This is a genomic window from Candidatus Binatus sp., assembly GCF_030646925.1.
In the GTDB taxonomy this organism is placed as follows: Bacteria; Desulfobacterota; Binatia; order Binatales; family Binataceae; genus Binatus.
Genome location: NZ_JAUSKL010000062.1, coordinates 24,204 through 44,383, shown reverse-complemented (window position 1 = coordinate 44,383; position 20,180 = coordinate 24,204). Strand labels below are relative to the sequence as shown.

Below are 20,180 nucleotides of genomic sequence, written 5' to 3'. Positions count from 1 at the left end.
TACATAAGCGTCGCACTAAGTATTGATCACCGAGCTCAAGCAGAGTATCGTCTGTTCCGGTAGCCCCCGCAAAACATGACTTTCCATAACCTTCGCCCAATGGCGCCAAAGATGCGGCATGCGGATTATTCCGAAGACGCGGAGATCAGTCCTTTCGGCTCGCGCGAGTTTTACACAGTCGGTCAGCTCGCGGACCTCCTGCAGCTCAACCAGATGACGATCTACCGCATGGTGAAGACCGGCCAGCTACCGTACCATCAGATAGGCCGGATGATGCGTTTCCGGCATGACGACGTCGAGGGCTTCCTACAGAAGCATCGCGTTCCCGCGAGTCTGCGGAAAGCCTGAATCCAGCCCCGACCCTTCATTGCCGATCGACGAATCGGACTCGCCATTTGACTCGATTCGACGCGATGCTGCGTTAAGCGCCGGCATCCGGATCTGCCTTGGACGATTCAAATTGCCCGCCCCGCGCAATTTCCCACCGGAAAGTGACGCGGAGCGGATTTTCGGCCGCCGTCGCCTCCGCTAATGACGCTCGAACGCTCCGACGTCGTAGCCCCTGCCGTAGGGACGCGTCATTCCGTCGTAGTCAGTCGTCACGGAATCGAGCGGCGCCCCCGAATCGATCAACGGCGAGCCCAATTGCAGGTGAAAATCCGGCGATGCCGCACTGAGCAACGCGAACATCGCCGGAACCGATAGGCCTTTGAACTCGCTTCACTGGCCCCAGAGTTCAATCGGCAGAATTGCTGGCTAAGTAGCTTGCACTCAATCCGGCCAATTTACCTGGGTCCACCTGTGCCAAGGTTTTTCCGCGAGAGTGCCCTTTAGTGAGGCAATGTACCAAATCGCTCCGCTATTGGAATCTCCATCATACCAATCGCCGGAAAAATGCATGCCGATACAGCCCCAAAGAATCGTGTTCAAATCGCCATTGGCGATGTCAGTTGCATAGCTGTGGCCATTGTGACCCGGACGGCGGTCGAAATAGCCGGCCAGATCGCCGTTCATGCATGCACGCTGGTCCGCATAACGAAAATCCGCCGCGAACGCCGTGGAATCCCGTATCATCGGCCAGGTCTGCCAGCTGTAGTACACCTTGGTCTGCCAGATGCTCCAGGTTTGAAAGCAACAGTTGGGACACATGAAATTCCACAGACTGGTAAAGTCGCCATTCACGCATTGCGAATATGAGTATCGCTTGTCGCCGCCGCTGTCGGTCTGATGCCAGTTCCAGTGCTCTGCCGACGACTGTGTCCGCACTATGTCTTCATCGATTCCCCACTTGCAGGCGGCCCACCGTATTATCATGTCCGTGGTGCCCGTATAGTTTCCATCCACTCGGGCATATGCCCACTTGCCATTATAGTAGTTGGCGGTATAACCGTTGGCCGCGTAGGCGGCGAGCTGGCTCGCGGTCGGCATGGTACTATTCGCCCCTGCGTTCTGCGACACCACCTCAGGTTCCCAGGGAATGTGTGAGGCGCACCATGCCCCGCTGGGCAACGGGTCGCCTTCGCGCAAGGTAGTGAAATAGTCTCCGCTCACAATCGGTGACTGGTTCTTGACAGTGACGGTAATCGACGATGACGCGTTAGGAGTGGAACTATTCTTGGCATAGCTTTTGACCGTCATCGTATGAGTGCCGTCCGCAATTTTGGTGGTATCCCAAGTAAATGTGACATTGCCGACTGGCGCCGTGGCGACCCCGCTTGAATCGACCCAGAGTTTGGACCACCAGGCCTGATCCACCTGGGCTTTGACCGTCACCACGCCGCTCACTGTGGCGCCACTGGATGGCGAGTTGATCGACACCAGCGCGAACGAGGTGCCTCCACGGACAAGAACCAACGCCATGATTGCAGAAATAAACCATGCTTTGTTCGAAACCACTAAGATATGCCTCCTCGATGGCTTTGAGTTGTTCAACTCAAAGGTTTGCGAGTTAAGTGACCGCCTCGCCCAGGCCCGACACTCAGATCAGCTAACTTGCAATCCGCAAAGACCTGAACTCTCTGCATGTGATTATAAAAAGTTTGTTTTAGTAGCAAACAGTTTTGTCGCGATGGTGTGCTAAAGCGATTTGAATATATTACATAGCGCTCATCATGACTAAATATGACCTTAAATGACTTTTGGTCGTCAATCATTGTCAAATCTTGGCATCTGAATTCCGGCCGTTGCTCTATGGGATGTAACATTTACAATCGCGCAAGCGCTCTGCGAGAAGGCGATCGGTTGATGTTGATATGGAGGTCTCGCACAGGCGCGGTGCGCGAATAGCCCGAATTGGCGTCGCTGCCGGTGGGTGAGACGTAGAATGCCTGCGCCGGGACCGGAGTTGCGGCCGGCGTCGGCGTCGTTGTCACGGTCGGGGTCGGGGCCCGAACTGCACCAATCGGCAGCAGCCGGCACCGCGCCAAAGGCGGCTATCGAAAAGCTCAGGGCAACCAGCAGCGAGACTCTGCACCTTCGCAACATCTTTGCTGTTTGCATAACTCCTCCACCTGCCCCGCAGGAGTCTCCTACGCAGCCAGGCAAACCGAATCAGATTAGCGAGCCCAGAACGACACAGTCAGCCATCGGAAATCGGTCAGAGGGTGCCAACCGGAGAAGGCGACAGGCAGACGTTCTATACCAGGCGACGGTGAAAGGAGTAACGGATCGAGATGGTCTTTTCAAGCCCTAATTCATCTATAACATTCTTTAGAGCTGCAAGACTATCAGGGTCTATCGGTATCCATCGAAGGATATGCCGGTATATCCCTGTCACTCCCCACCGACTGAAATCGCCAGAGCGGCTTGTGTCTACCCGTCGAGCGGCAAAACTGACGATCTCGCCCGTGAACTGGAACTATCCTTTCTTATGTTTTAGCCATTGTAATCAGGCTGGAGCTAATTTTTCTTGCTCTGGCTTGCTAGGTCAGTTAGGCTGCAAATTAAGTAGTAATAAATCAATTCATGCATGCTAGATGGGTCGTGTCGCGGCCAAAAAAAAATGCAAAACAATCGTCGGGCAGCCAACGCCGAGGGATAAAAGCGGCGGATGCTAAAGATCGCACTCAGTAGAGAAGCGGGTTAACCCGTGAAAGTCACCCTGGTTTCACATGCTTCGGTCGTAATCGAAACGCACGGGATGCGAGTGTGGACCGACCCATGGCTTACGGGGAAGGTATTCAATGAATCGTGGTCGCTGTTCCCGCCGCCCGCGTTTGACCGCTCAAAGCTCGGCGGAATCGACTATCTGTGGATCTCGCATATTCATCCGGATCATTTTCACGTCCCGAGCCTGAATTCGTTGCCGGCTGAATTCAAGCGGCGCGTCACCATCCTGTTCCAGGACAATCACGCGGAGCGCTTGTTCCACGTGCTGAAGGAGTGCGGATACCAGAACTTCCAGGTGCTGCGCCATCGGCAACAGATCGCGCTCGGCGGGCGGAGCGCAGTGTACTGCTACAGCGCAGGCACACTTGATTCATGCCTCGGCGTGATCGAGCCGGAAGGGACTCTATTCAACATCAATGACTCGCGCCTCAACGCGACCGATTGCCGCCGGGTGAGATCGGACCTCGGGCGGGTGGATACGGTGCTCAGCCAGTTCTCGCTCGCGGTCTATAACGGCTTCCAGCCGCGCGAATCCCATTTGCGGCGCGGCGCGGTGGCGGTGCTGGAGAAGATCTTCCGCAATCACCAGGCGCTGGGGGCGAAAGTCACCATCCCGTTCGCGAGCTTGATGCGTTTTTCACTGGCGGACAATCGCTACATGAACACCTTTGCCAATCATCCGCGCGACGTCTGGGACTACGCGCAGAAGCGCGCGCTCGGGGTGGCGATCCTGTTCCCCGGCGACACCTATGATTCATCGGCGCGATGCGATTCGGCGGCGGCGCTCGCAAAATACGACGCGGCTTACGAGACGATCGACCAACTTCCCTACGACACCCCCGCGGCGATGCCGTTGCCGCCGATCAAGGAAGCATTCCATCTGATGGTGCGGCATCTGCATGAGAAGTATCCCAGTCCGCTGCTCAGGATGCTGCGCGCGGTGGTGGTGAAGTTGCCCGATCTGAACAAGACCGTGGCGTTTTCGATTCCGGCCGATTCGTTCAGCGAGGTCGAATCCTCGCGGCCGCCCGACCTGATAATGAGTTCGCAACCGCTGCATCTTTGTTTCTTCAAGCCGTACGGACTGCAGACGCTATCCAGTTCGGCGCAGCATACGGTGGTGCGCAACCGGGCGAACTGGCGAATCCATCGGGCGCTGTTCGCACTGAACAACGCGCAGGCGTATGGCCGGCTCAAGTATCTGCTGAGCGGCGATACCCTGAGATACTTCGGGAAGCGGCTCCGGGCCGCGGTCCGCTACACCGATCTGACGACCGCGTGGATCCGATTGCCCTACGTCTACCGGCTAAAGCGTCGCGCCAACTGACGCCGACGCCAACAGGATCGATTTTTGGTGCTCAAATGGACAGATATATCGCGATAACTCCGGCCCGCGACGAGGAGCGATTCCTGCCCGGGCTGATTGAGAGCATGGCGGGTCAGGTGCGGCGGCCGCAGCGCTGGATCGTGATCGACGATGGTTCGGCCGACGCCACTGCGCGGATCCTCGACGAGGCGGCGCGGCGGCACGACTGGATCGAGCCGGTGCATCTCGCGCGCAATCGTCCGCGCGAAGCGGGCGGCGAATCGGTGATCATGCAATTCCTTCCGCGCGCGGCCTGGCAGGACGTTGATTTCATCTTCCGGCTCGACGCGGACTTGAGTTTCGCGCCCGACTTCGTGCAGTTGATGCTCAACGAATTCGCCGCGAACCCGCGGCTTGGAATCGCCGGCGCGACCCTTTACGAGCGATTTAATGATCGCTGGCATGAAGCGCGCGGCATCCATTCGTTTCATACCCGCGGCGCCACCAAGATGTACTCCGCCAGATGCTTCTCGGTGATTCAGCCGCTCGAAAGCTGCGCCGGCTGGGACACGATCGACGAGATGCGCGCGTTGATGAACGGATTCAAGACGCAAAGCTTTCGCCACATCCGCGCCTACCATCATCGTCCCCAGGGCGCGGCGGCAGGCGCGTGGCGCGGACACTTCGGCAAGGGCCAGACGGCTTACTACGTCGGCTATTCGCCATTCTTCCTTGTCGCGCGAGCGGCGCGGATGGCGGTTACGCGACCCGTCTCCGCGATATGCATGGCTGCGGGATATTTCGACAGCCGGCTTAGAGGGCGTCCGAACGTCAATGACGCGAAATTGATCAACTTCATACGCCGCCAGCAAGTTCGCCGCCTCCTGATGCTGGATTCGGTCTGGCGTTAGTCTTCGACGCGGTTTCAGCCTGCGACGATCGATCGCGTCGAACGATGCGATCTTTCGCGGTTGCGACCAGTCCCCGCATCTTCAAGCACGGCGCATGGAACCATGTGATGCTATCCGGCAGTGTCGTCCCTTTAGACGTCCGGTGTTCCTCGGCATAAACGCGACCGTGATCGTTGATTCTTGATTCACTAACGGTTTATGGTTTCGTCTCAAGTGGCGCGAAGTCTCCCTTGTGTGTATAGCGTCGCGGCGCGGCGTGACCAGTTCAAAGTGTTTGAAGTAACGACACCAGTGAAAAGTCGAACGACTGGATGACGCGCTGCTGAATCGTTCCACGATGCGCTGTTCTTCCCGAGCGCGTCGAGAAAGATTGGAAACATACATCGTCGTTCTTCCGGCTTCGGCCACCGACGGTAAGAACAGTCGGCGAAAGGCAGGAAAAATGCGGCGGGAAGACAAGTTCGACAGCAAGGTAAGCAGACTATCGGGATCGCTCGAGGCTCGTCGCGAGTTTTACACCGTGGCTCAGCTATCGGGCCTCTTGCAAATCAACGAGCGAACTCTTTATCGGATCATCAAGACCGGCCAACTGCGATACCATCAGATTGGCCGCATGATGCGTTTTCGCAGCGACGATATCGAAGAATTCTTGCGCCGCCGCCGCGTTCCGTCACGCGACCGGCGAATCTGAATGAAGGCCGCTCGCGTCATCGATTAAATCTGCCCCCCTTGGCAAAACCTGAGGGTCAGTTCCCCGCGGGCGGACTGCCGCGGAATCAGGGCGAGCGAGGGTGCGGCGGATGCTGAAGTTCGTGCGCATCAGCGACGGAATTTCGCACAGCGATGGGAGCGGATCGTCTGGCGCCCAGATCGCGAACTCGAGCGGGCCGCGCAGCGAGCGCAGGTAGCCCCGCAGCGATAAGTGGCCGGCGCGAAACTGTTCCACCGCGGCTGCGACGTCGGTGATCGCGCGCATCCAGCGCACGCCCGCGCGTCCCCGCGCCTCGTTGAGCGTGACACCGTTGGCGAGCTGCCACGCCAGGTAAGAGAAATCGACGCCGGCCCGCGCCCCCAGGGTATGCCATCCCCACACGCGCGGGTTGATGTCCAGCAGCTTGAAGATGCCGTCGCGCGGGTCGCGTTTGAACTCGACCTCCGCCAGGCCGTTGAACCGGATTGCACCAAGGACGCTGCGGCCGAGCCGTTCGACCTCGGGCTGCTCGATCGACTCGACGTACGAGCTGGAGTGACCGAAATCGAGCGGATGCTGGCGCTGCCGGATGGCGACGAGCGACGCCAGCGGCTTACCCTCGGCGCATAGCGCGGCGAATGAGAACTGCGAGGCGCCCGCGCCCGGGATCAATTCCTGGAGCATGATCGCGCCCCGCTCGATCATGGTGCAGGCCTCGTCGTAAAGGGCGAGCATATGGTCGCGATCGGCGGCGAGCCAGGCTTTGTCGCGGGTGAAGCGGCTCGGGTTCCGCTTGTGGGCGGGTTTCAGGATGATCGGGAAGGAGCATTCAAGCCGCACGAGCTCCTCGCGATTCTTCGGGTAGCAGGTAAGGGGGCTCGGGATGCCGAGTTGGCGCGCGAGGCGGTAAGTCAACTGCTTGTTGTAGGCCCATCGCAGCGTCTCCCACGGCGGAGTGGTGAGGGTGAAACGGCTCGCCAGGCAGGCATGGTTTCGCGCAATCAGCGACGCGGTCTCGTCGCCAGTGGGGAACAGTACCCATCCGGCGAGCCCGCGATGCGCGGCGAGGTCGAGCAGAAATTTAAGTTGATCAGACTCGTTTGCGGGCCACTTGAGACGGCGATCGACGTAACGCGAAAGTCCCGCGAGACGGTACTCGTCGGTGACCACGCACAGCGGGATTCCGCGCCGGCCGAGACTCCGCACCACGCCCAAGCCGCGATAGTCGCCGCCGATTACTATCGCGCCGCGCTGCCGCGTCGGTGCGGCCGGATCGATGCCGCCGTCAGGTGTTTCCATCAGGGTACCGATTCCGGGGCGCGCCGATTGGTTATTCGTGCGGTCAGGGCGGAAGATGCGAAGTGGGCGCCGGAGACGAAGCGCACCAGCGGACCGAAGCTGCGCGCCGCTGGCGCACCGAGGAAGTGAAGACCCGCAACCGACGACTCGAGGCCCGTCTTCAGTTCCGGATAACCGTCCACGACCCTCATGGCCGAGAGCAGTTCCGGCGCCAGAAAGCAGTAGCGCCTGATGTCCACGCGATAGCCGGTCGCGAGAATCACGTGCTCAGTCTCGCGCGAGCTTCCGTCGTCGAGATGAAGGCGAAGCCGATCGCGAACCCGGATCACGTTGGTTATTCTGCGGCCGTAAGTGAATCGAACCATCGTGACGCGCGGCATCAGCCACGACGATGCCGCGGGGCGGATCGATCGCCATGCGATATGCTCCTGAAGATCGCGCGGCAGGAGCCTGAAGAGCGTGGGGCGAGCCACCAGTTGACTCAGGAGCGCCGGGCCGACGTCGGTCGGATGGTAGAGCAGGCGGCGAACCCGCGCCGGCAGTCGATGAAGGCGGCCGCTGCGCGTGAGCCATCGCACGCCAGGAGCGCGCGTTACGACCGCGACCTGGGCGCCGGCTTCGGCCAGCAGGGCGGCCGACTCGAGCGCGCTTTGCCCGCCGCCGACTACGGTCACTTTCCTTCCGGCGAAGGCGGCGAGATCGCGATGGTTGCAGGAATGGGACGCGAGCGTGCAGGGGATTTCGTCGAACTCCGGCGGGCGATACGCGAACGGCAGGATTCCGGTCGCGATCACCACTCGCCTTGCTTCGATCAGTTCGCCATCCTCGAGTCGCAGACGAAAGCAATTGGCGTCGCGCTCGACGAGATGCACTCGCCGCGGATCGGCGTCGGGCGCGGCCTCGCGCTGAAACCAGCGGCCATAATCGATAAATCCGCTAAGCGGCAGCGGAGTATCGAGCTTGACCCGATTGGCGCACTGATAGTTTTCGAGTGTCAGGCGGCGTTGCGGATCGGAGATGTGACTCGCGTCCCAGGAGGAGCGCAGTCGCATCCCGGCCGGCATGTGCCCTTCCCAGAAGTCCATCGTGCGGCCGAAGACCCGCGCCTCGACACCGGCTGCACGGAGATGCGCCGCGGCCGACAAGCCGTACGGGCCTGCGCCTATTATTGCGACGTCGGATCTTGAGCTCACTCTCCTGGGACTCCCGGAAATCTCAGTTGTGCGGTTCGAAAGAAGCGGTCATCGGCGAATGCAAAATCGAGGGCGATGCCTGCGCGCAATTCTCCGGCGTGGAGACCTGGGCGAAGTTTCGTGTGGAGTGGCGCCATCAGATCCCGGTTCGACGGTGCAGGAAGTCCAGCAGCCGATCGAAATCCACCGCCGCGTACCGGGCAGCTTCGAACAACTGCTGCATCATGTGAGTCTCGTCAGCCAGGACAGGTGTCGGCAGATTTTCGAAGAAAAACAAGGGTTCGAAGGGTTCCGGATCCCTGCCGAACACGCGCCGAAATTCAGCAAATCGGTGCTGAATCACCTTCATCATCGAGCATCGCGCGCACGGATCGTCGGGCCGGCACGGGACTTGGTCATCCTTGCGCAGGGTGCGTGGCGAACTGTTTAGTGTTCCCATTGTGGTTCTTCCATTCGGTTTGGCGACGCCTCGAAAAGACGCGGAATTTGAGGAATAACGCGGCATCCTGATTCCCCGGGCAACTGCGACCGGCGGTCGCCTATAAAGAATTATCTAGTATCATAGTTAATCAAAGTCAAGTTAAATATGAAAGAATGACAGAGACTAGTCAAATAAATAGAATACGTGGCGGCTGACGCCCTACGGGGACCGACGGCAAGGACGAGTCGTCTATCCGACCGTCTCAAGGAATAAAGCGCCGCGACCTTGGTAAGACCGCGGGAACGTTCAGTAGCATTGCAGCCGACCGTGTTGCGGACCTGAGCGATTCGCGAGCGCGCGTAAGTTGTCCGCAGACCGCGACCGGGGCGCGGTGATCCCGTCGCTCGGCGCGCCCAGGATCTTTGAAATCAACCGTCGCGGTGGACCGATTTGGCGGATCAGGTGGCCTCATTGATCCCGATCCGTGCGTATCTCGCATCAGGCAAAATCGTTCAGCAACGAAAATTCCCAATCTCTCACGCGACTGAAATTCACAACTCTCAGGATTCCGAGATCGGAGTTGGCGGGAGCGTGAGTTTGCCCAGGATCGCGGGCGCGCGCGCGCCGGTCACGGTGGGGAGGTTGCCCTGGCGTCCGCGCAACATCTGGTAGCCGAGAATCGCGAACGCCACCGCTTCCAGCGAATCGCCATCGACGCCCACTTTGTCCGCCGTCAAAACTTCAACCTCCGGAAGTTCCGCGGCCAGCATCCGCATCAGCGTGGGATTGCGAGCACCGCCGCCGGTCGCGATCAATTGATCGAGGCGGCCTCGCGGCAGGATGAAATCGCGCGCCGCGTCGCCAATCGATCGCGCGGTTAACGCAGTGATCGTGGCGACCAGATCGAAATCGACGATTTGCCGGCGCCGCGCTTTGATGACGATCTGATCGAGCAACGGAGGACCGAATTCCTCGCGGCCGGTGGATTTCGGCGGGCGACGTTTGAAGTACGGATTTCGCATCAATTCTGCCAACAGATGATCGTTGACGTGGCCCCGCGCAGCGATCCGCCCGTCGCGATCCATCCGCATCCGCCCGGCGGAGATTCGCGACGTGAGCGCGTCGAGCATCCCCATTCCAGGTCCGGTGTCGAACGCGATCAAATCCGGATTGCCGAGGCGCGCGCCCGGCGGGATGTAGGTCGCGTTGCCGATGCCGCCGATGTTCTGCACGATGCGTCCGAGCTTGCGATCGGCGAACATCCATTGATGAGCCAGCGGCGCGAGCGGCGCGCCCTCGCCGCCGAGCGCGATATCCATCGGGCGAAAATCTGCGACGACCGGCACGCCCGTGATTGCCGCGATCTCCGACGACTCGCCGAGTTGCAACGTCGAAGCAGGCTGGCCGCGTCGCGCACTGCGCGGCGGCCGGTGAAAAAACGTGTGACCGTGCGAGCCGATGAACGCGACCTCCGACATCTCGACGCCTGCCTCTTTTGCGATCGCGATCGCGGCCGCGCCGAGTGTGCGTCCCAGCGCAACGTTGAGCGTCGAGATTGCGGCGCTGCCGACGCCGGTTCCCGCCGACGCTTCGAGCAGTTCGCCGCGCATCCGCGATGAATAGGGAAAAGTCTGGAACGCCACGACTTTAGCGGGTGGCCGCGCGCCCTCGTCGATCTCGACCATCGCCGCGCTCACGCCGTCGTGCGACGTGCCCGACATCAGGCCGATCGCCAGCAACTTGCCGCCCTCGAGGCTAATCCTGACTGCGCTCATTTTTTTCCTTCGTTTCGTCGTTCGCGTCGTCGTATTCCTCGGGACGATCGTCACGACGACTTAACTTGAGCGCGTCAAGGCCCGCAAGCAGCAGTCGCCATCCGGATGGAAAATCGAGCGAACCGACGTCGGTGTGCGCCTCGGGTTGGATAATCACCTTGCGCCCGGCGTGCCACTGCACGAGCAGCATCGCGTGACCAAGCTGGCGGCCGGTTACGCGATCGATCGAGAAGCCGCCGAACAGCGTCGTGGTGCGCAGATCGGAAAACGCTGCTCGAATTTTTTCGGTGTCGAGACTGCCGGCCTCATTGATGGCGGCAGCGGTGAGCAACCCGGCGGCGTACGCCTGTGCACTCGGATAGTCGGGAGCGTCAACGCCAGCGGCGTTCATTCGTCGCGCGAACTCCGCGGGCGACGGCCCAATCTCAGGATCGATTGTCGCAATTTCCTCCCACTGCGACGGTCCGACGATTCCTTCCGCGTGCTCGCCCAAGTCGGCGCCGAAGCGCCGCACGCCCGCCGCGACGCATCCGAGCACAGGAATATCGAGCGGCGACTCCGCCACCGCGCCCATCACCGCAACGTCGTGTTCATAGCTGCCGGCGCTGACTAGCGCGTTGACGCGATTGCGCCGCAGCGCGGGGAAAAGTTTCGTCGGCGAGGCGTCGGGATCGAACGCGCCGTTCCACTTCACCCGAATGCGCAGGCCGCGAAGGCGCGCGGCGCGTTCCGCGGCAGCCTTTTCGATTCCCGCCGCGACTGCGCGCGCGAATGAGGTCGGCGACGCGATGATCGCGAGGCGCTTGCGCCACAGCTTCAGCGTGCTCAGCAGGCGGATGAAGCCGCGCATGTAATCGCTCGCGGGACTCAGCACGCCGACGATCATTCGATTGCCGCGTTCGTACAGTTCATCGCCCGCGCCACCGTGATTTATGAAAATGCGGCGCGTCTCGGCGGCGACCGGAGCGGCGATCCGAGCGAGGCGATTCGAGTAGGGGCCGAAGATTATGCCGATGCGCGAATCGGCGCAGAGTGCGCGATAGATGCCGGCGCATCGCGACGAGTTGCTCGCATCATCGTGGCATTCGAGCACGAATTCGCAGCGCTCGCCGCCGAGACGGATCGCATCGCCCGCGTTGATATCCGCGACGAACAGGCGCAGCGCAGTCTCAGCTTGACGCGCGAGCGGCGCGTATTCGCCCGTCAGCGACAGCGAGAGGCCGATCGTGATTTTCACGTTCTCACGCGATCCGAAGATCGTGCGTCAGGGCGTGACTTCCGCGAGCCCGGATTTGATCACGGCTGGTCCCTCGGCGTTGAACGTCTCGTATGCGAAAACTAGCCGTCCGTCTCTTTCGCCGTCGCTCCAGACTTTCGTCGTGATCGTTTGGCCGGGGAGGACCGGCCGCGAAAAACGTACGCGCAGCCGCTTGAGACGCGTCGGATCGCCAGCGCAACAGTTGTCGATGATGACCTTCGACGTGAAGGCCATCGTGCACAAGCCGTGGACGATGATGCCGGGCAGGCCCGCCATCTTCGCGACCGTTTCATCGACGTGAATCGGATTGCGATCGCCAGACGCCGCCGCGTAGCGAAACGTCTGGTCCTTGTCGATCGTCTGCGCGACCGTGTACAGCGGCGCGCCGCGATCAGGTTCGACGATGCGCGGTTCCGCCGCCGCGACGTCGCGATTTCTGCGCCCGCGAACGAAAATGCTGAACAGCGTTTTCTGCACCGGCTTGCCGTCGCGATCGCGCGCGTTCACTTCGACCGTCATCGTTTCGCCAGTGACCTTGGTTTCGATCGAGGCAATTTTTGCGGCCGCAATGATTACGTCGCCGGGCCGAATCGGTCGCAGGAATTCCATGTCCTGCTCGCCATGCACCGAGCGCAGCAAATCGGCTCCGACGTTCGGATCCATCGTGGCGCCCATTACCGCGTTCCACGTCACGACGACGCCGAACATCGGCGGCGCGACGATTCCGACCGCCCGGCTCGCATCGAAGTACGCGGGATTGTCGTCGTTGTAAGCGCGCGCATAATTCTGCATCGCCTCGAGCGTGACTTCGGTGGTGATCGGCGGATATTCGCGGCCAGCGCAGTCTTTGTTCAGCGGCATCGATGAGCTCCGAATTTTCGCGCAATCCTCGGGTGCTTCAGGCGAGTTCGCGCCCGCCAAGGAATACGGCTTTCAACTCTAACGCGCGGCTGAGCACGATCAAATCGGCGCGCGCGTCGAGCTGAATGCGCCCCCGATCGATCGCGCCGAGCAGATTTGCGGGATTGGTCGCGGCAAGCATCGCCGCATCGCCGATCGTGACGCCGACCTTGTCGATCATGAGTCGCACTCCATCGAGCATCGAGATGATACTCCCCGCTAGAGTGCCGTCGGCGAGGCGCACGGCGCCGTCGCGGATGCTCGCTCGGCCGCGCCCGACACTGCCGCCGGGATTCGCGACGGCATTCGCCAGCAGGACTTTGTCGGTGACGATCAGCATCCCGCTTTTTCCGCGCGCACGCCACGCGAGTCGCAGCATCTCAGGATGCACATGCACGCCGTCGGGGATCAGCGCCGCAAATGCGGGCGACGGTGCGAGAGCGCTCGCGATCACGCCGGGGTCGCGATGATTCAGCGGGCGCATCGCATTGTACAGATGCGTAAACATCCGCGCGCCCGCCGCGATGCCCGCGTTCGCTTCCTCGAGCGTTGCGTTGGTATGCCCGATCGAAACGATCACGCCGCGCGCGACCAGGCGGCCGATCGCGTCGAGTGCGCCGGGAATTTCTGGCGCGAGCGTGATGAGCTTGAGCGATTGCATCGCTAGCACGCTCTCGAACGAATCGCCGCGCGGCTCGAGATTCAGCTTCGGATGCGCACCGAGACGAAGCGGCGAAATGAACGGGCCTTCGAGATGCATGCCGAGGATCGCCGCGGACTGACTGCCCGATGCGCGCGACAACTCAGTTGCCTCGGCGATCGCGTCGTGACTGCGTGCAATTTGCTCGATTGGCGCGGTGACCGCCGTCGGCAACCATGCAGTGGTGCCCTCGCGCGCGAGCAATCGCCCCAACTCGAGCAACGACTCGGGCGTCGCCCTCATCACGTCGAAACCGTCCGAGCCATTGACCTGCAGGTCGATCAGGCCCGGCAGGATGCAGTCGTGGCCGGCGCTCGACGATTCCTCGATGCGCGCGATTCGATCGGTGAACGAGACGTTGCCCTTCACCGTCGAACCGTCTGGCAGCGCAATGATGCCGCCGAGCGTCGTCATCCAGGTTTGCCGCGTCGCACTCAGTTGGCGCCGAAGCGCTCCGCGAGCAGCCGCGAAAACCGTGGCAGGTAAAGCAGGTCGAACGTATCTTCCTTACCGGGAAACATCGCGACCGCTGCGCCCTTGAGCGCGGTGACATGCTCCCACGCGTCTTCGAGCGTCAGGTCGGCGTCCTGCGCAATCGTCGCGAACGTCAGCTCGACCAAAAATCGGAGCCGGCGAAGCATCCTGTTTTCATGTTCGATTTTCGATGCGCGCTCGTCATCGGCCATGATTGCGTTCTCCAACTGAATCGTTTGCCCGAAAATTATACCATCGCAGGGGTGCGCGGTAACCGGCGCTCCGCCGCTCTTGTCTCGCGATAGCCATGATGCCAACCTCTTACGCGCCGTGAATCAGTTGCGCCTCAAAAGCAGTTTCATTTATCTCGCCAACGCAGTGAACGATTTGCGCGGCAACTGGACGGCGCTGGCTGTGGTGTTGGCGCCGCTGACATTTGCCGCCGCGCTATGCCTGCTGCCCGACGCGCTGAATCTACAGTCGCGCCTCGCAAATACATTCGCGCCCGGAACGCAGAACATTAGCTATCACTCGCACACGATAAGCTACTCGCAGATCGCCGCGACGCCGGAGCCGACACCGCCCAGCGAAAAGCCGTCGAAGCCGCCGGCGCCGCCGCTCCGCGAGCCGCAGCCATTCTCGCCGTGGTTTACGACGACGCTGCATATAATCTTTGGATTGCTCACTCTGATCGCGACGCTGCTGACGCTCTGCACGCTCTATCGCGTCCAGTCCGGGATGCGCGCGCCGGGCGTGCTGGCTGAAGCGCTCGAAATTTACAAAAGAGCGATCCGGCTCGCGCCCGGATTCATCTGGGTGACGTTCCTTCAATTACTAGCGCCGGTCGCAGCGATTCTGCTGTTCCAGGCCGCTGCCGGTTACGTCGCCGACTCGATGAACGTCGCGCTCTACATCATCCTCTTCGCGATGATGATCGTCGGCGGACTGGTGTACGTGTGGCTGTATTTCGCTCAATACGCCTTGATCTTCGACGACAAGCATAGCTTCCACGCGCTGCTCTATTCGCGCGATCTGATGCGCAAGCGATTTTTCAAGGCGGCAATCCGTATCGCGGTCTTCCTCGCGGTCTGGTCCGGCTACAACTCGTGGGCCGCCGGCGCATTCGTGATCGTGAGCCTGCTGTTCGGACCGGTCGGCGTCGTCACGGGATCGATTGGAACGACGATCTTCGTCGTGGATCTCGCCGCGATCGGAGTAAGCTTTGCCACCGCGGCATTCTTTGTCGCAGCGGGGCTCCGGCTGTATCAGGATCTCGCGGGCTTTCAGGCGACGGAGCGACTCGACGCCGCGGCGCAGGCGGGATTGCAGCCGACCGCGCCCTTAACGAACATGAGCGCGTAACGATTCAGCTCGCGTTCATCAATCTGATCACTTCGGCGCGGCCCCATTCGACTTCCGCGCGATGCCGATTCGCCATCGCGGTGAGATAGTCGTGAATCGCGCCGCTCTCCGGAGCGAGCGCCAACGCCACTTCGGTCTTGCGCGCCGCCCACTCCTGTCCGTGCGACATCAGCGCGAGCCGCTCGCGAATCGTGCCGAGTGCCGCGACTTTGTCCGCGAACGGACCGGTCTTGCTCGAAGGCGCTCCACCATTGTCGCGAATCAACGCCTCGAGTTCTTCGGCGTTGCGCTGTTCCATGTCGCGCGAGCCGCGGAGAAAATTCCGCAACTCGTCCTGCTCGACTTCCGCGATCAACTTGTCGAGCGCAATCACGCCCGCCCGCTCGGCTTCGAGCAGCAGATTGAGCGCGTCATTGAGACGCTGATCGAGTCGCTGATCCACGTGCGGATGCTAGTAAGCGCGACGGGGCTCTGCAAGTTCGATTGGGTCGCGCATCGCGCTGTCGGCTATTTCCAGAGCATTCTGAGCGAAGTGATCAGCAGAAAAACCGCGAAGACTTTTCTGAGTGTCGCGCCAGACATCCGCACTGCGTAAACCGCGCCGATATATCCGCCAATCAACAGGCCGAGTCCGAGCAGCAGCGCATACGTGATGTTCAAATGGCCGTGCTTGTAGTACTCGTACGCGCCGAGAATTCCGACTGGCGGCAGCAAGGCGCCGAGCGACGTCCCGACCGCGAGATGCTGATCGAAGCCGAGCATCAGCACCAGCACCGGCACGATCAGCACGCCTCCGCCGACCCCGACGAAGCCGCCCAGGATGCCGGCCGCCAATCCGAGTACCAGAACGATCGCGATTTGTCCCATCGATTCCCTCCGCATCGAAGGACGCTATCAGGAACGGAAAGGCACCACCAAGGCACAAAGAGACCAAGGAAAGATTTTTCCTTAGTGCCTTGGTGTCTTGGTGGTTAAGCTTGTTCGGCTAATCGATCGCGGAGCGCTCGGGCTCGAGATCGTACGCCGGTTCGACCAGCTTGAGCCGCGCCGCCGCCGGTTTGCGCCATGCGCGGAACCAGTGCTCCATATCGTCGAACAGCGAGAACGCGACCGGTGTGATCAGCAGCGTGATCAAAAGACACAGCGTCTGCCCGCCGATCACGACCAGCGCGATCGCGCGAATCGAGCTGTCACCCGCGCCCTGGCCGAGTGCGACCGGAATCATGCCCGCGACCAGCGCCGCCGTCGTCATCAGGATCGGGCGCAGCCGATCGCGATTCGCAGTGAGGATCGCCTGGCGCCGCGGCATCCCCGAGCGCAGCAGGTTGAGCGTCTGATCGAGTTGGAGAATCGAATTCTTTTTCACGATTCCGAACAGCAACAGGATGCCGAGCGTCGAGAACAGCATCAGATGCTCGCGGAAAACGAGCAGCGAGATCAGCGCAAATGGAACCGCCAGCGGCAGCGATAACATGATCGTAATCGGATGCACAAAACTCTCGAACTGCGCAGCCAGCACCATGTACATAAATATGATCGAGAGCAGAAACGCGACCACGAAGCCGGTCACCATCTCGCCGTAAATCTTGCTCTGGCCGCCAAACGCTGCGATGTAACCGGCCGGCAGATGCATCGACTCGACCTCGCGCGTCACCGTGTCCATCACCTTGTTCATCGCGAACCCGGGCGCCAAGTTGAACACAATCGAGATGTTGCGCTGCCGATCCTGCCGATCGATTTGCACCGGCCCGGTGCCATGCGTGAGCGTCGCGACGTTGTCGAGCCGCACCTGCCCGACCTTCGACGAGGGAATTGTCAGCCCCGCGACCACCACCGGATTGTTGCGATCTTTCTCCGCCAGTTGCAGCCGCACGTCGTAAGTATCCTGGCCTTCGCGGAAACGCGTGATCACGTCGCCCTGCACCATCGTGCGCATCGTCAGCGCGATGTCATCGACGGAAACGCCGAGGTCCGCCGACTTGGTGCGATCGATATTCACCTGCAACTCGGGCAGGCCGCCTTCGTAGCTCGAATCGAGATCGACGATGCCCGGGATTTTGCGCAGCCGCGCCATCAGCGTGCTGGCGTAGGTCTTCAGCGTCTCGAGGTCGGGGCCCCGCATGTCATACTCGACCGCGACCTCGCGATAGCCGCCCTGCTCCCACGGCTTGATCGGATCGACGCTGATGCGCAGCGCCGGAAAATCGTTGAGCAGCTTGCGCGCGCTCGCCATGATGTCTTCCTGGCTGCGTTTGCGCTGGTCGAGCGGGAACAGTTTCGCGACGACTTGCGCGACGGTCACGCGATCCTCGCCGTTGGTGGCGCCAACCGTCGTGAACAGATCGCGAACTTCGGGAATCGTCCGCAGGCGATCTTCGATCTGCGCGACGATTCCATCGGTGTGCGCCAGCGAATATCCCGGCGGCGTGCGCACGTTTACCGCGAACTCGCCCGAATCGTCGTCGGGCATGAAGGTAGCGCCGACCATCTTGCCGAGGAACGGAATCGAAATCATCAGCGCGATCGAGATGACTACGAGCACCCATCGATGGTCGAGCGACCAGCGCAGCGCGAGATCGTAGTTGTCCTCGATCAGCCGGAATATTTTCCAGTCCTTCGTGCTGTGCTTTGCTCCACCTTTTCCGGTCGCCTTCAGATAGCGCGAGCAGAGCATCGGCGTCAGCGTAAACGCTACCAGCAGCGACACCATGATCGAGAACGCCATCGTGAGTCCGAAGGAATTAAGGAAGCGGCCCATCACGCCATGAATGAACGCGACCGGCACGAAGATAACCGCCAGCGAAAGCGTCGTCGCGCTGACGGCAAGACCGACCTCGGCGGTGGCGGCCTTGGCCGCCGCCATCGGATCCATGTGCTTCTCTTCGATGAACCGCCAGATATTTTCGAGCACGACGATCGCATCGTCGATGACTATGCCGACTGAGAGCGTGAGCGCGAGCAGCGTCATCCGGTTGAGCGTGAAGCCCATCCAGAGAATCAGCGAATAGGTCGAGATGATCGATACGGGAATCGCCACTGCCGCGATAATCGTCGAGCGAATCGAGCCCAGGAAAAAGAACACCACGATCGCGGCGCAGATGCCGCCCATCACCAGATGCTCCTGCACCGTGTGGACCGCCTCGCGCACGAATTTCGAGGAATCGCGCGTGAAGATCACGTCCACGCCCGGCGGCAGCGTGCCCTTGAGATCCTTGAACCGCTCCTTGATTCGATCGACCACCTCGATCGAGTTGGCGCCCGACTGCTTGCGCACGATCAGCGACACCGCGTTCTTTCCGTCCCATCGCGAGAGCGAGCGCGGTTCCTTCACCGAATCCTCGACCGCCGCGACATCGCCGACCGTCACTGGCTTGCCTTCGATTGCGGTGACGATCACTTTGGCGAAATCCGGCACCTCGGTGATGCGCCCCAGCGTCCGCAGCATCTCCTCGGACATGCCCTGCTTCATGCGGCCGCCGGGGAACTCGACGTTTTGCCGCGCGAGCGCCGTCCCTACCTGCTGAATCGTCACGCCGGTAGCATGCAGCTTGTCCGCATCGACGGCGATGTGGATTTCGCGTTCGCGTCCGCCCACGATGTCGATCGAACCGACGCCGTCGGTCGATTCGAGCGGCTCCTTCAGGCGCCGCCGCGCAAGTTCAGTCAGCTCCTTGAGATTCTGATAGCCGGTAACAGTGATGGTCAGGACCGGCGTCGCGCCGACGTCGAACTTCTGCACCAGCGGCGGCTTGGTGCCGTCGGGCAGCCGATCGAGCACGGTCGAAATCTTGTCGCGCACGTCCTGCACGCCCGCGTCGAGTTCGCGATCGAGCTTGAACTGGAGCATGATTCGCGAGACGCCCTCGAGCGTGTTCGAGCGCAGCTCGTCGATTCCGCTGACGGTGTTGATCGCCTCTTCGAGCGGCTTGGTGACGCGCGCTTCGGTCTCCTCGGGCGCGGCGCCGGGCAGGAACGTCGTGATCATGACCATCGGCACGTCGACCTTCGGAAAAAGATCGACGCCGAGGCGCATGTAGGAGAACCATCCCAGCACGACCAGCACGCCCACGAACATCGTAGCGAAGACCGGCCGTCGGACGCATAGGTCGGCGAGAATCACGACTGCTCCTTCGCGACGACGGCGGTTCCGTCGGCCAGCCGATCCACGTCGCTCACCGCGACATGCTCGCCTTCCTTGAGCCCCTTGCTGATTTCGATTTGATCGCCAACCACGCTGCCGGTGGTTACTTCGCGCGCATGCACGACGCCATTCTCGATAGTGAACACGCGCGCGACGCCCGCGTATCGCAGCACCGCGCTGGTAGGAACGAACAACGCCCGATCGTGGCCCAGATTCATCGTGACGTGCGCGAAAAATCCCGGCTTCAGCACGTGCTCGGGATTGGCGACTTCCGCCTCGATCAGCAGCGTGCGGCTGCTTTCGTCGAGCGCCGGCGCGATTCTCGTGATGGTGCCGCTGTAGGTCATGCCCGGCTTCGCGTCGATCGTGAGATTCACCTTCAGCCCGACCTGCGCCATCGGCACGAAGCGCTCCGGCATCGGACACCGCAGCTTGATCGGATCGATCGCGATCAATTCGTAGAGTTGCTTGCCCGGCGCAACGTATTCGCCGAGCGAGACCATCCGTTTCTGCACCGAGCCGATAAACGGCGCCTTGATCTCCGTGTCGCCGAGTTTCTTGCGCGCGAGCGACACCGCTTTCGCCGCGGATTCCGCGTCGGCCTCGTCGATCCGCAATGTCGATACGATCTGATCGAACTG

18 protein-coding genes and 1 pseudogene are annotated in these 20,180 nt (G+C 61.2%); 5 read left to right on the top strand and 14 right to left on the bottom strand.

Features of this window, described 5'->3' with window-relative positions; all coding sequences use genetic code 11:
* The first annotated feature begins 99 nt into the window (after nucleotides 1-99).
* A complete protein-coding gene (locus tag Q7S58_RS09760; protein ID WP_304824240.1) occupies nucleotides 100-348 on the top strand; it encodes a helix-turn-helix domain-containing protein in 249 nt (82 codons plus the stop codon).
* A gap of 180 nt (nucleotides 349-528) precedes the next feature.
* On the opposite strand, the gene Q7S58_RS09755 is transcribed toward Q7S58_RS09760, so the two are convergent.
* Together Q7S58_RS09755 and Q7S58_RS09750 are read right to left on the bottom strand one after the other, a co-directional pair.
* Complete coding sequence (locus tag Q7S58_RS09755) at nucleotides 529-690, bottom strand: choice-of-anchor Q domain-containing protein (protein ID WP_304824237.1); 162 nt, start codon at nucleotides 688-690, stop codon at nucleotides 529-531.
* Between the two features lie 81 nt (nucleotides 691-771).
* The gene (locus Q7S58_RS09750) at nucleotides 772-1,896 is read right to left on the bottom strand and encodes an Ig-like domain-containing protein (RefSeq protein ID WP_304824234.1); all 1,125 of its coding nucleotides are present in this window, start codon (nucleotides 1,894-1,896) and stop codon (nucleotides 772-774) included.
* Nucleotides 1,897-3,088: 1,192 nt separating this feature from the next.
* Between Q7S58_RS09750 and Q7S58_RS09745 the strand changes: the two genes are divergently transcribed.
* From Q7S58_RS09745 to Q7S58_RS09735, 3 genes are all read left to right on the top strand, one after another.
* Nucleotides 3,089-4,435, top strand: coding sequence for an MBL fold metallo-hydrolase (locus Q7S58_RS09745; RefSeq protein WP_304824231.1), 1,347 nt, complete (start codon nucleotides 3,089-3,091; stop codon nucleotides 4,433-4,435).
* Between the two features lie 35 nt (nucleotides 4,436-4,470).
* Nucleotides 4,471-5,325: a glycosyltransferase family A protein gene (locus tag Q7S58_RS09740; RefSeq protein ID WP_304824228.1), complete on the top strand. Its 855-nt coding sequence runs from the start codon at nucleotides 4,471-4,473 to the stop codon at nucleotides 5,323-5,325.
* A gap of 442 nt (nucleotides 5,326-5,767) precedes the next feature.
* Nucleotides 5,768-6,016: a helix-turn-helix domain-containing protein gene (locus tag Q7S58_RS09735; RefSeq protein ID WP_304824225.1), complete on the top strand. Its 249-nt coding sequence runs from the start codon at nucleotides 5,768-5,770 to the stop codon at nucleotides 6,014-6,016.
* Here the strand turns inward: Q7S58_RS09735 and Q7S58_RS09730 are convergent.
* From Q7S58_RS09730 to Q7S58_RS09695, 8 genes are all read right to left on the bottom strand, one after another.
* Nucleotides 5,996-7,315, bottom strand: a complete 1,320-nt coding sequence (locus Q7S58_RS09730; RefSeq protein WP_304824222.1) for a hypothetical protein — start codon at nucleotides 7,313-7,315, stop codon at nucleotides 5,996-5,998. The genes Q7S58_RS09735 and Q7S58_RS09730 overlap by 21 nt on opposite strands.
* Complete coding sequence (locus Q7S58_RS09725; RefSeq protein ID WP_304824218.1) at nucleotides 7,315-8,508, bottom strand: NAD(P)-binding domain-containing protein; 1,194 nt, start codon at nucleotides 8,506-8,508, stop codon at nucleotides 7,315-7,317. The genes Q7S58_RS09730 and Q7S58_RS09725 overlap by 1 nt, the downstream gene beginning before the upstream one ends.
* A 136-nt stretch (nucleotides 8,509-8,644) precedes the next feature.
* On the bottom strand, nucleotides 8,645-8,860 hold the full coding sequence (locus tag Q7S58_RS09720) for a hypothetical protein (protein ID WP_304824215.1): 216 nt from the start codon (nucleotides 8,858-8,860) through the stop codon (nucleotides 8,645-8,647).
* Between the two features lie 629 nt (nucleotides 8,861-9,489).
* Nucleotides 9,490-10,704 (bottom strand): anhydro-N-acetylmuramic acid kinase, encoded by a 1,215-nt coding sequence (locus tag Q7S58_RS09715; RefSeq protein WP_304824212.1) that lies wholly within the window; start codon nucleotides 10,702-10,704, stop codon nucleotides 9,490-9,492.
* Nucleotides 10,685-11,941, bottom strand: coding sequence for an ABC transporter substrate-binding protein (locus Q7S58_RS09710; protein ID WP_304824209.1), 1,257 nt, complete (start codon nucleotides 11,939-11,941; stop codon nucleotides 10,685-10,687). The genes Q7S58_RS09715 and Q7S58_RS09710 overlap by 20 nt, the downstream gene beginning before the upstream one ends.
* Nucleotides 11,942-11,968: 27 nt before the next feature.
* Nucleotides 11,969-12,823, bottom strand: a complete 855-nt coding sequence (locus tag Q7S58_RS09705) for a MaoC/PaaZ C-terminal domain-containing protein (RefSeq protein ID WP_304824206.1) — start codon at nucleotides 12,821-12,823, stop codon at nucleotides 11,969-11,971.
* Between the two features lie 37 nt (nucleotides 12,824-12,860).
* Nucleotides 12,861-13,976 carry an N-acetylglucosamine-6-phosphate deacetylase gene (gene nagA / locus Q7S58_RS09700; RefSeq protein ID WP_304824203.1) on the bottom strand — a complete coding sequence of 372 codons (1,116 nt, stop codon included), beginning with the start codon at nucleotides 13,974-13,976 and terminating at the stop codon, nucleotides 12,861-12,863.
* 20 nt (nucleotides 13,977-13,996) lie between these two features.
* Nucleotides 13,997-14,248 carry a hypothetical protein gene (locus Q7S58_RS09695; RefSeq protein ID WP_304824200.1) on the bottom strand — a complete coding sequence of 84 codons (252 nt, stop codon included), beginning with the start codon at nucleotides 14,246-14,248 and terminating at the stop codon, nucleotides 13,997-13,999.
* 118 nt (nucleotides 14,249-14,366) lie between these two features.
* On the opposite strand from Q7S58_RS09695, the gene Q7S58_RS09690 reads away from it, so the two are divergent.
* Nucleotides 14,367-15,398, top strand: a complete 1,032-nt coding sequence (locus Q7S58_RS09690) for a hypothetical protein (protein ID WP_304824197.1) — start codon at nucleotides 14,367-14,369, stop codon at nucleotides 15,396-15,398.
* Nucleotides 15,399-15,402: 4 nt separating this feature from the next.
* On the opposite strand, the gene Q7S58_RS09685 is transcribed toward Q7S58_RS09690, so the two are convergent.
* The 4 genes and pseudogenes from Q7S58_RS09685 to Q7S58_RS09670 form a co-directional block, all read right to left on the bottom strand.
* Nucleotides 15,403-15,840, bottom strand: a complete 438-nt coding sequence (locus tag Q7S58_RS09685; RefSeq protein ID WP_304824194.1) for a DUF892 family protein — start codon at nucleotides 15,838-15,840, stop codon at nucleotides 15,403-15,405.
* A gap of 65 nt (nucleotides 15,841-15,905) precedes the next feature.
* Nucleotides 15,906-16,265: a TSUP family transporter gene (locus Q7S58_RS09680; protein WP_304824190.1), complete on the bottom strand. Its 360-nt coding sequence runs from the start codon at nucleotides 16,263-16,265 to the stop codon at nucleotides 15,906-15,908.
* Between the two features lie 118 nt (nucleotides 16,266-16,383).
* Nucleotides 16,384-19,518 (bottom strand): efflux RND transporter permease subunit, encoded by a 3,135-nt coding sequence (locus Q7S58_RS09675; RefSeq protein ID WP_304824186.1) that lies wholly within the window; start codon nucleotides 19,516-19,518, stop codon nucleotides 16,384-16,386.
* Nucleotides 19,515-20,171: pseudogene (locus Q7S58_RS09670) on the bottom strand (efflux RND transporter periplasmic adaptor subunit); the annotation flags it as partial. The gene Q7S58_RS09675 and the pseudogene Q7S58_RS09670, both read right to left, overlap by 4 nt.
* Between the last annotated feature and the right edge of the window lie 9 nt (nucleotides 20,172-20,180).

Excerpts from the sequence above, each read along its gene's own strand:
- nagA (WP_304824203.1), bottom strand. The coding sequence starts at position 13,976 with ATGACGACGCTCGGCGGCATCATTGCGCTGCCAGACGGTTCGACGGTG.
- Q7S58_RS09730 (WP_304824222.1), bottom strand. The coding sequence starts at position 7,315 with ATGGAAACACCTGACGGCGGCATCGATCCGGCCGCACCGACGCGGCAG.
- Q7S58_RS09695 (WP_304824200.1), bottom strand. The coding sequence starts at position 14,248 with ATGGCCGATGACGAGCGCGCATCGAAAATCGAACATGAAAACAGGATG.
- Q7S58_RS09740 (WP_304824228.1), top strand. The coding sequence starts at position 4,471 with ATGGACAGATATATCGCGATAACTCCGGCCCGCGACGAGGAGCGATTC.
- Q7S58_RS09735 (WP_304824225.1), top strand. The coding sequence starts at position 5,768 with ATGCGGCGGGAAGACAAGTTCGACAGCAAGGTAAGCAGACTATCGGGA.
- Q7S58_RS09755 (WP_304824237.1), bottom strand. The coding sequence starts at position 690 with ATGTTCGCGTTGCTCAGTGCGGCATCGCCGGATTTTCACCTGCAATTG.
- Q7S58_RS09705 (WP_304824206.1), bottom strand. The coding sequence starts at position 12,823 with ATGCCGCTGAACAAAGACTGCGCTGGCCGCGAATATCCGCCGATCACC.
- Q7S58_RS09680 (WP_304824190.1), bottom strand. The coding sequence starts at position 16,265 with ATGGGACAAATCGCGATCGTTCTGGTACTCGGATTGGCGGCCGGCATC.
- Q7S58_RS09715 (WP_304824212.1), bottom strand. The coding sequence starts at position 10,704 with ATGAGCGCAGTCAGGATTAGCCTCGAGGGCGGCAAGTTGCTGGCGATC.
- Q7S58_RS09760 (WP_304824240.1), top strand. The coding sequence starts at position 100 with ATGGCGCCAAAGATGCGGCATGCGGATTATTCCGAAGACGCGGAGATC.
- Q7S58_RS09720 (WP_304824215.1), bottom strand. The coding sequence starts at position 8,860 with ATGATGAAGGTGATTCAGCACCGATTTGCTGAATTTCGGCGCGTGTTC.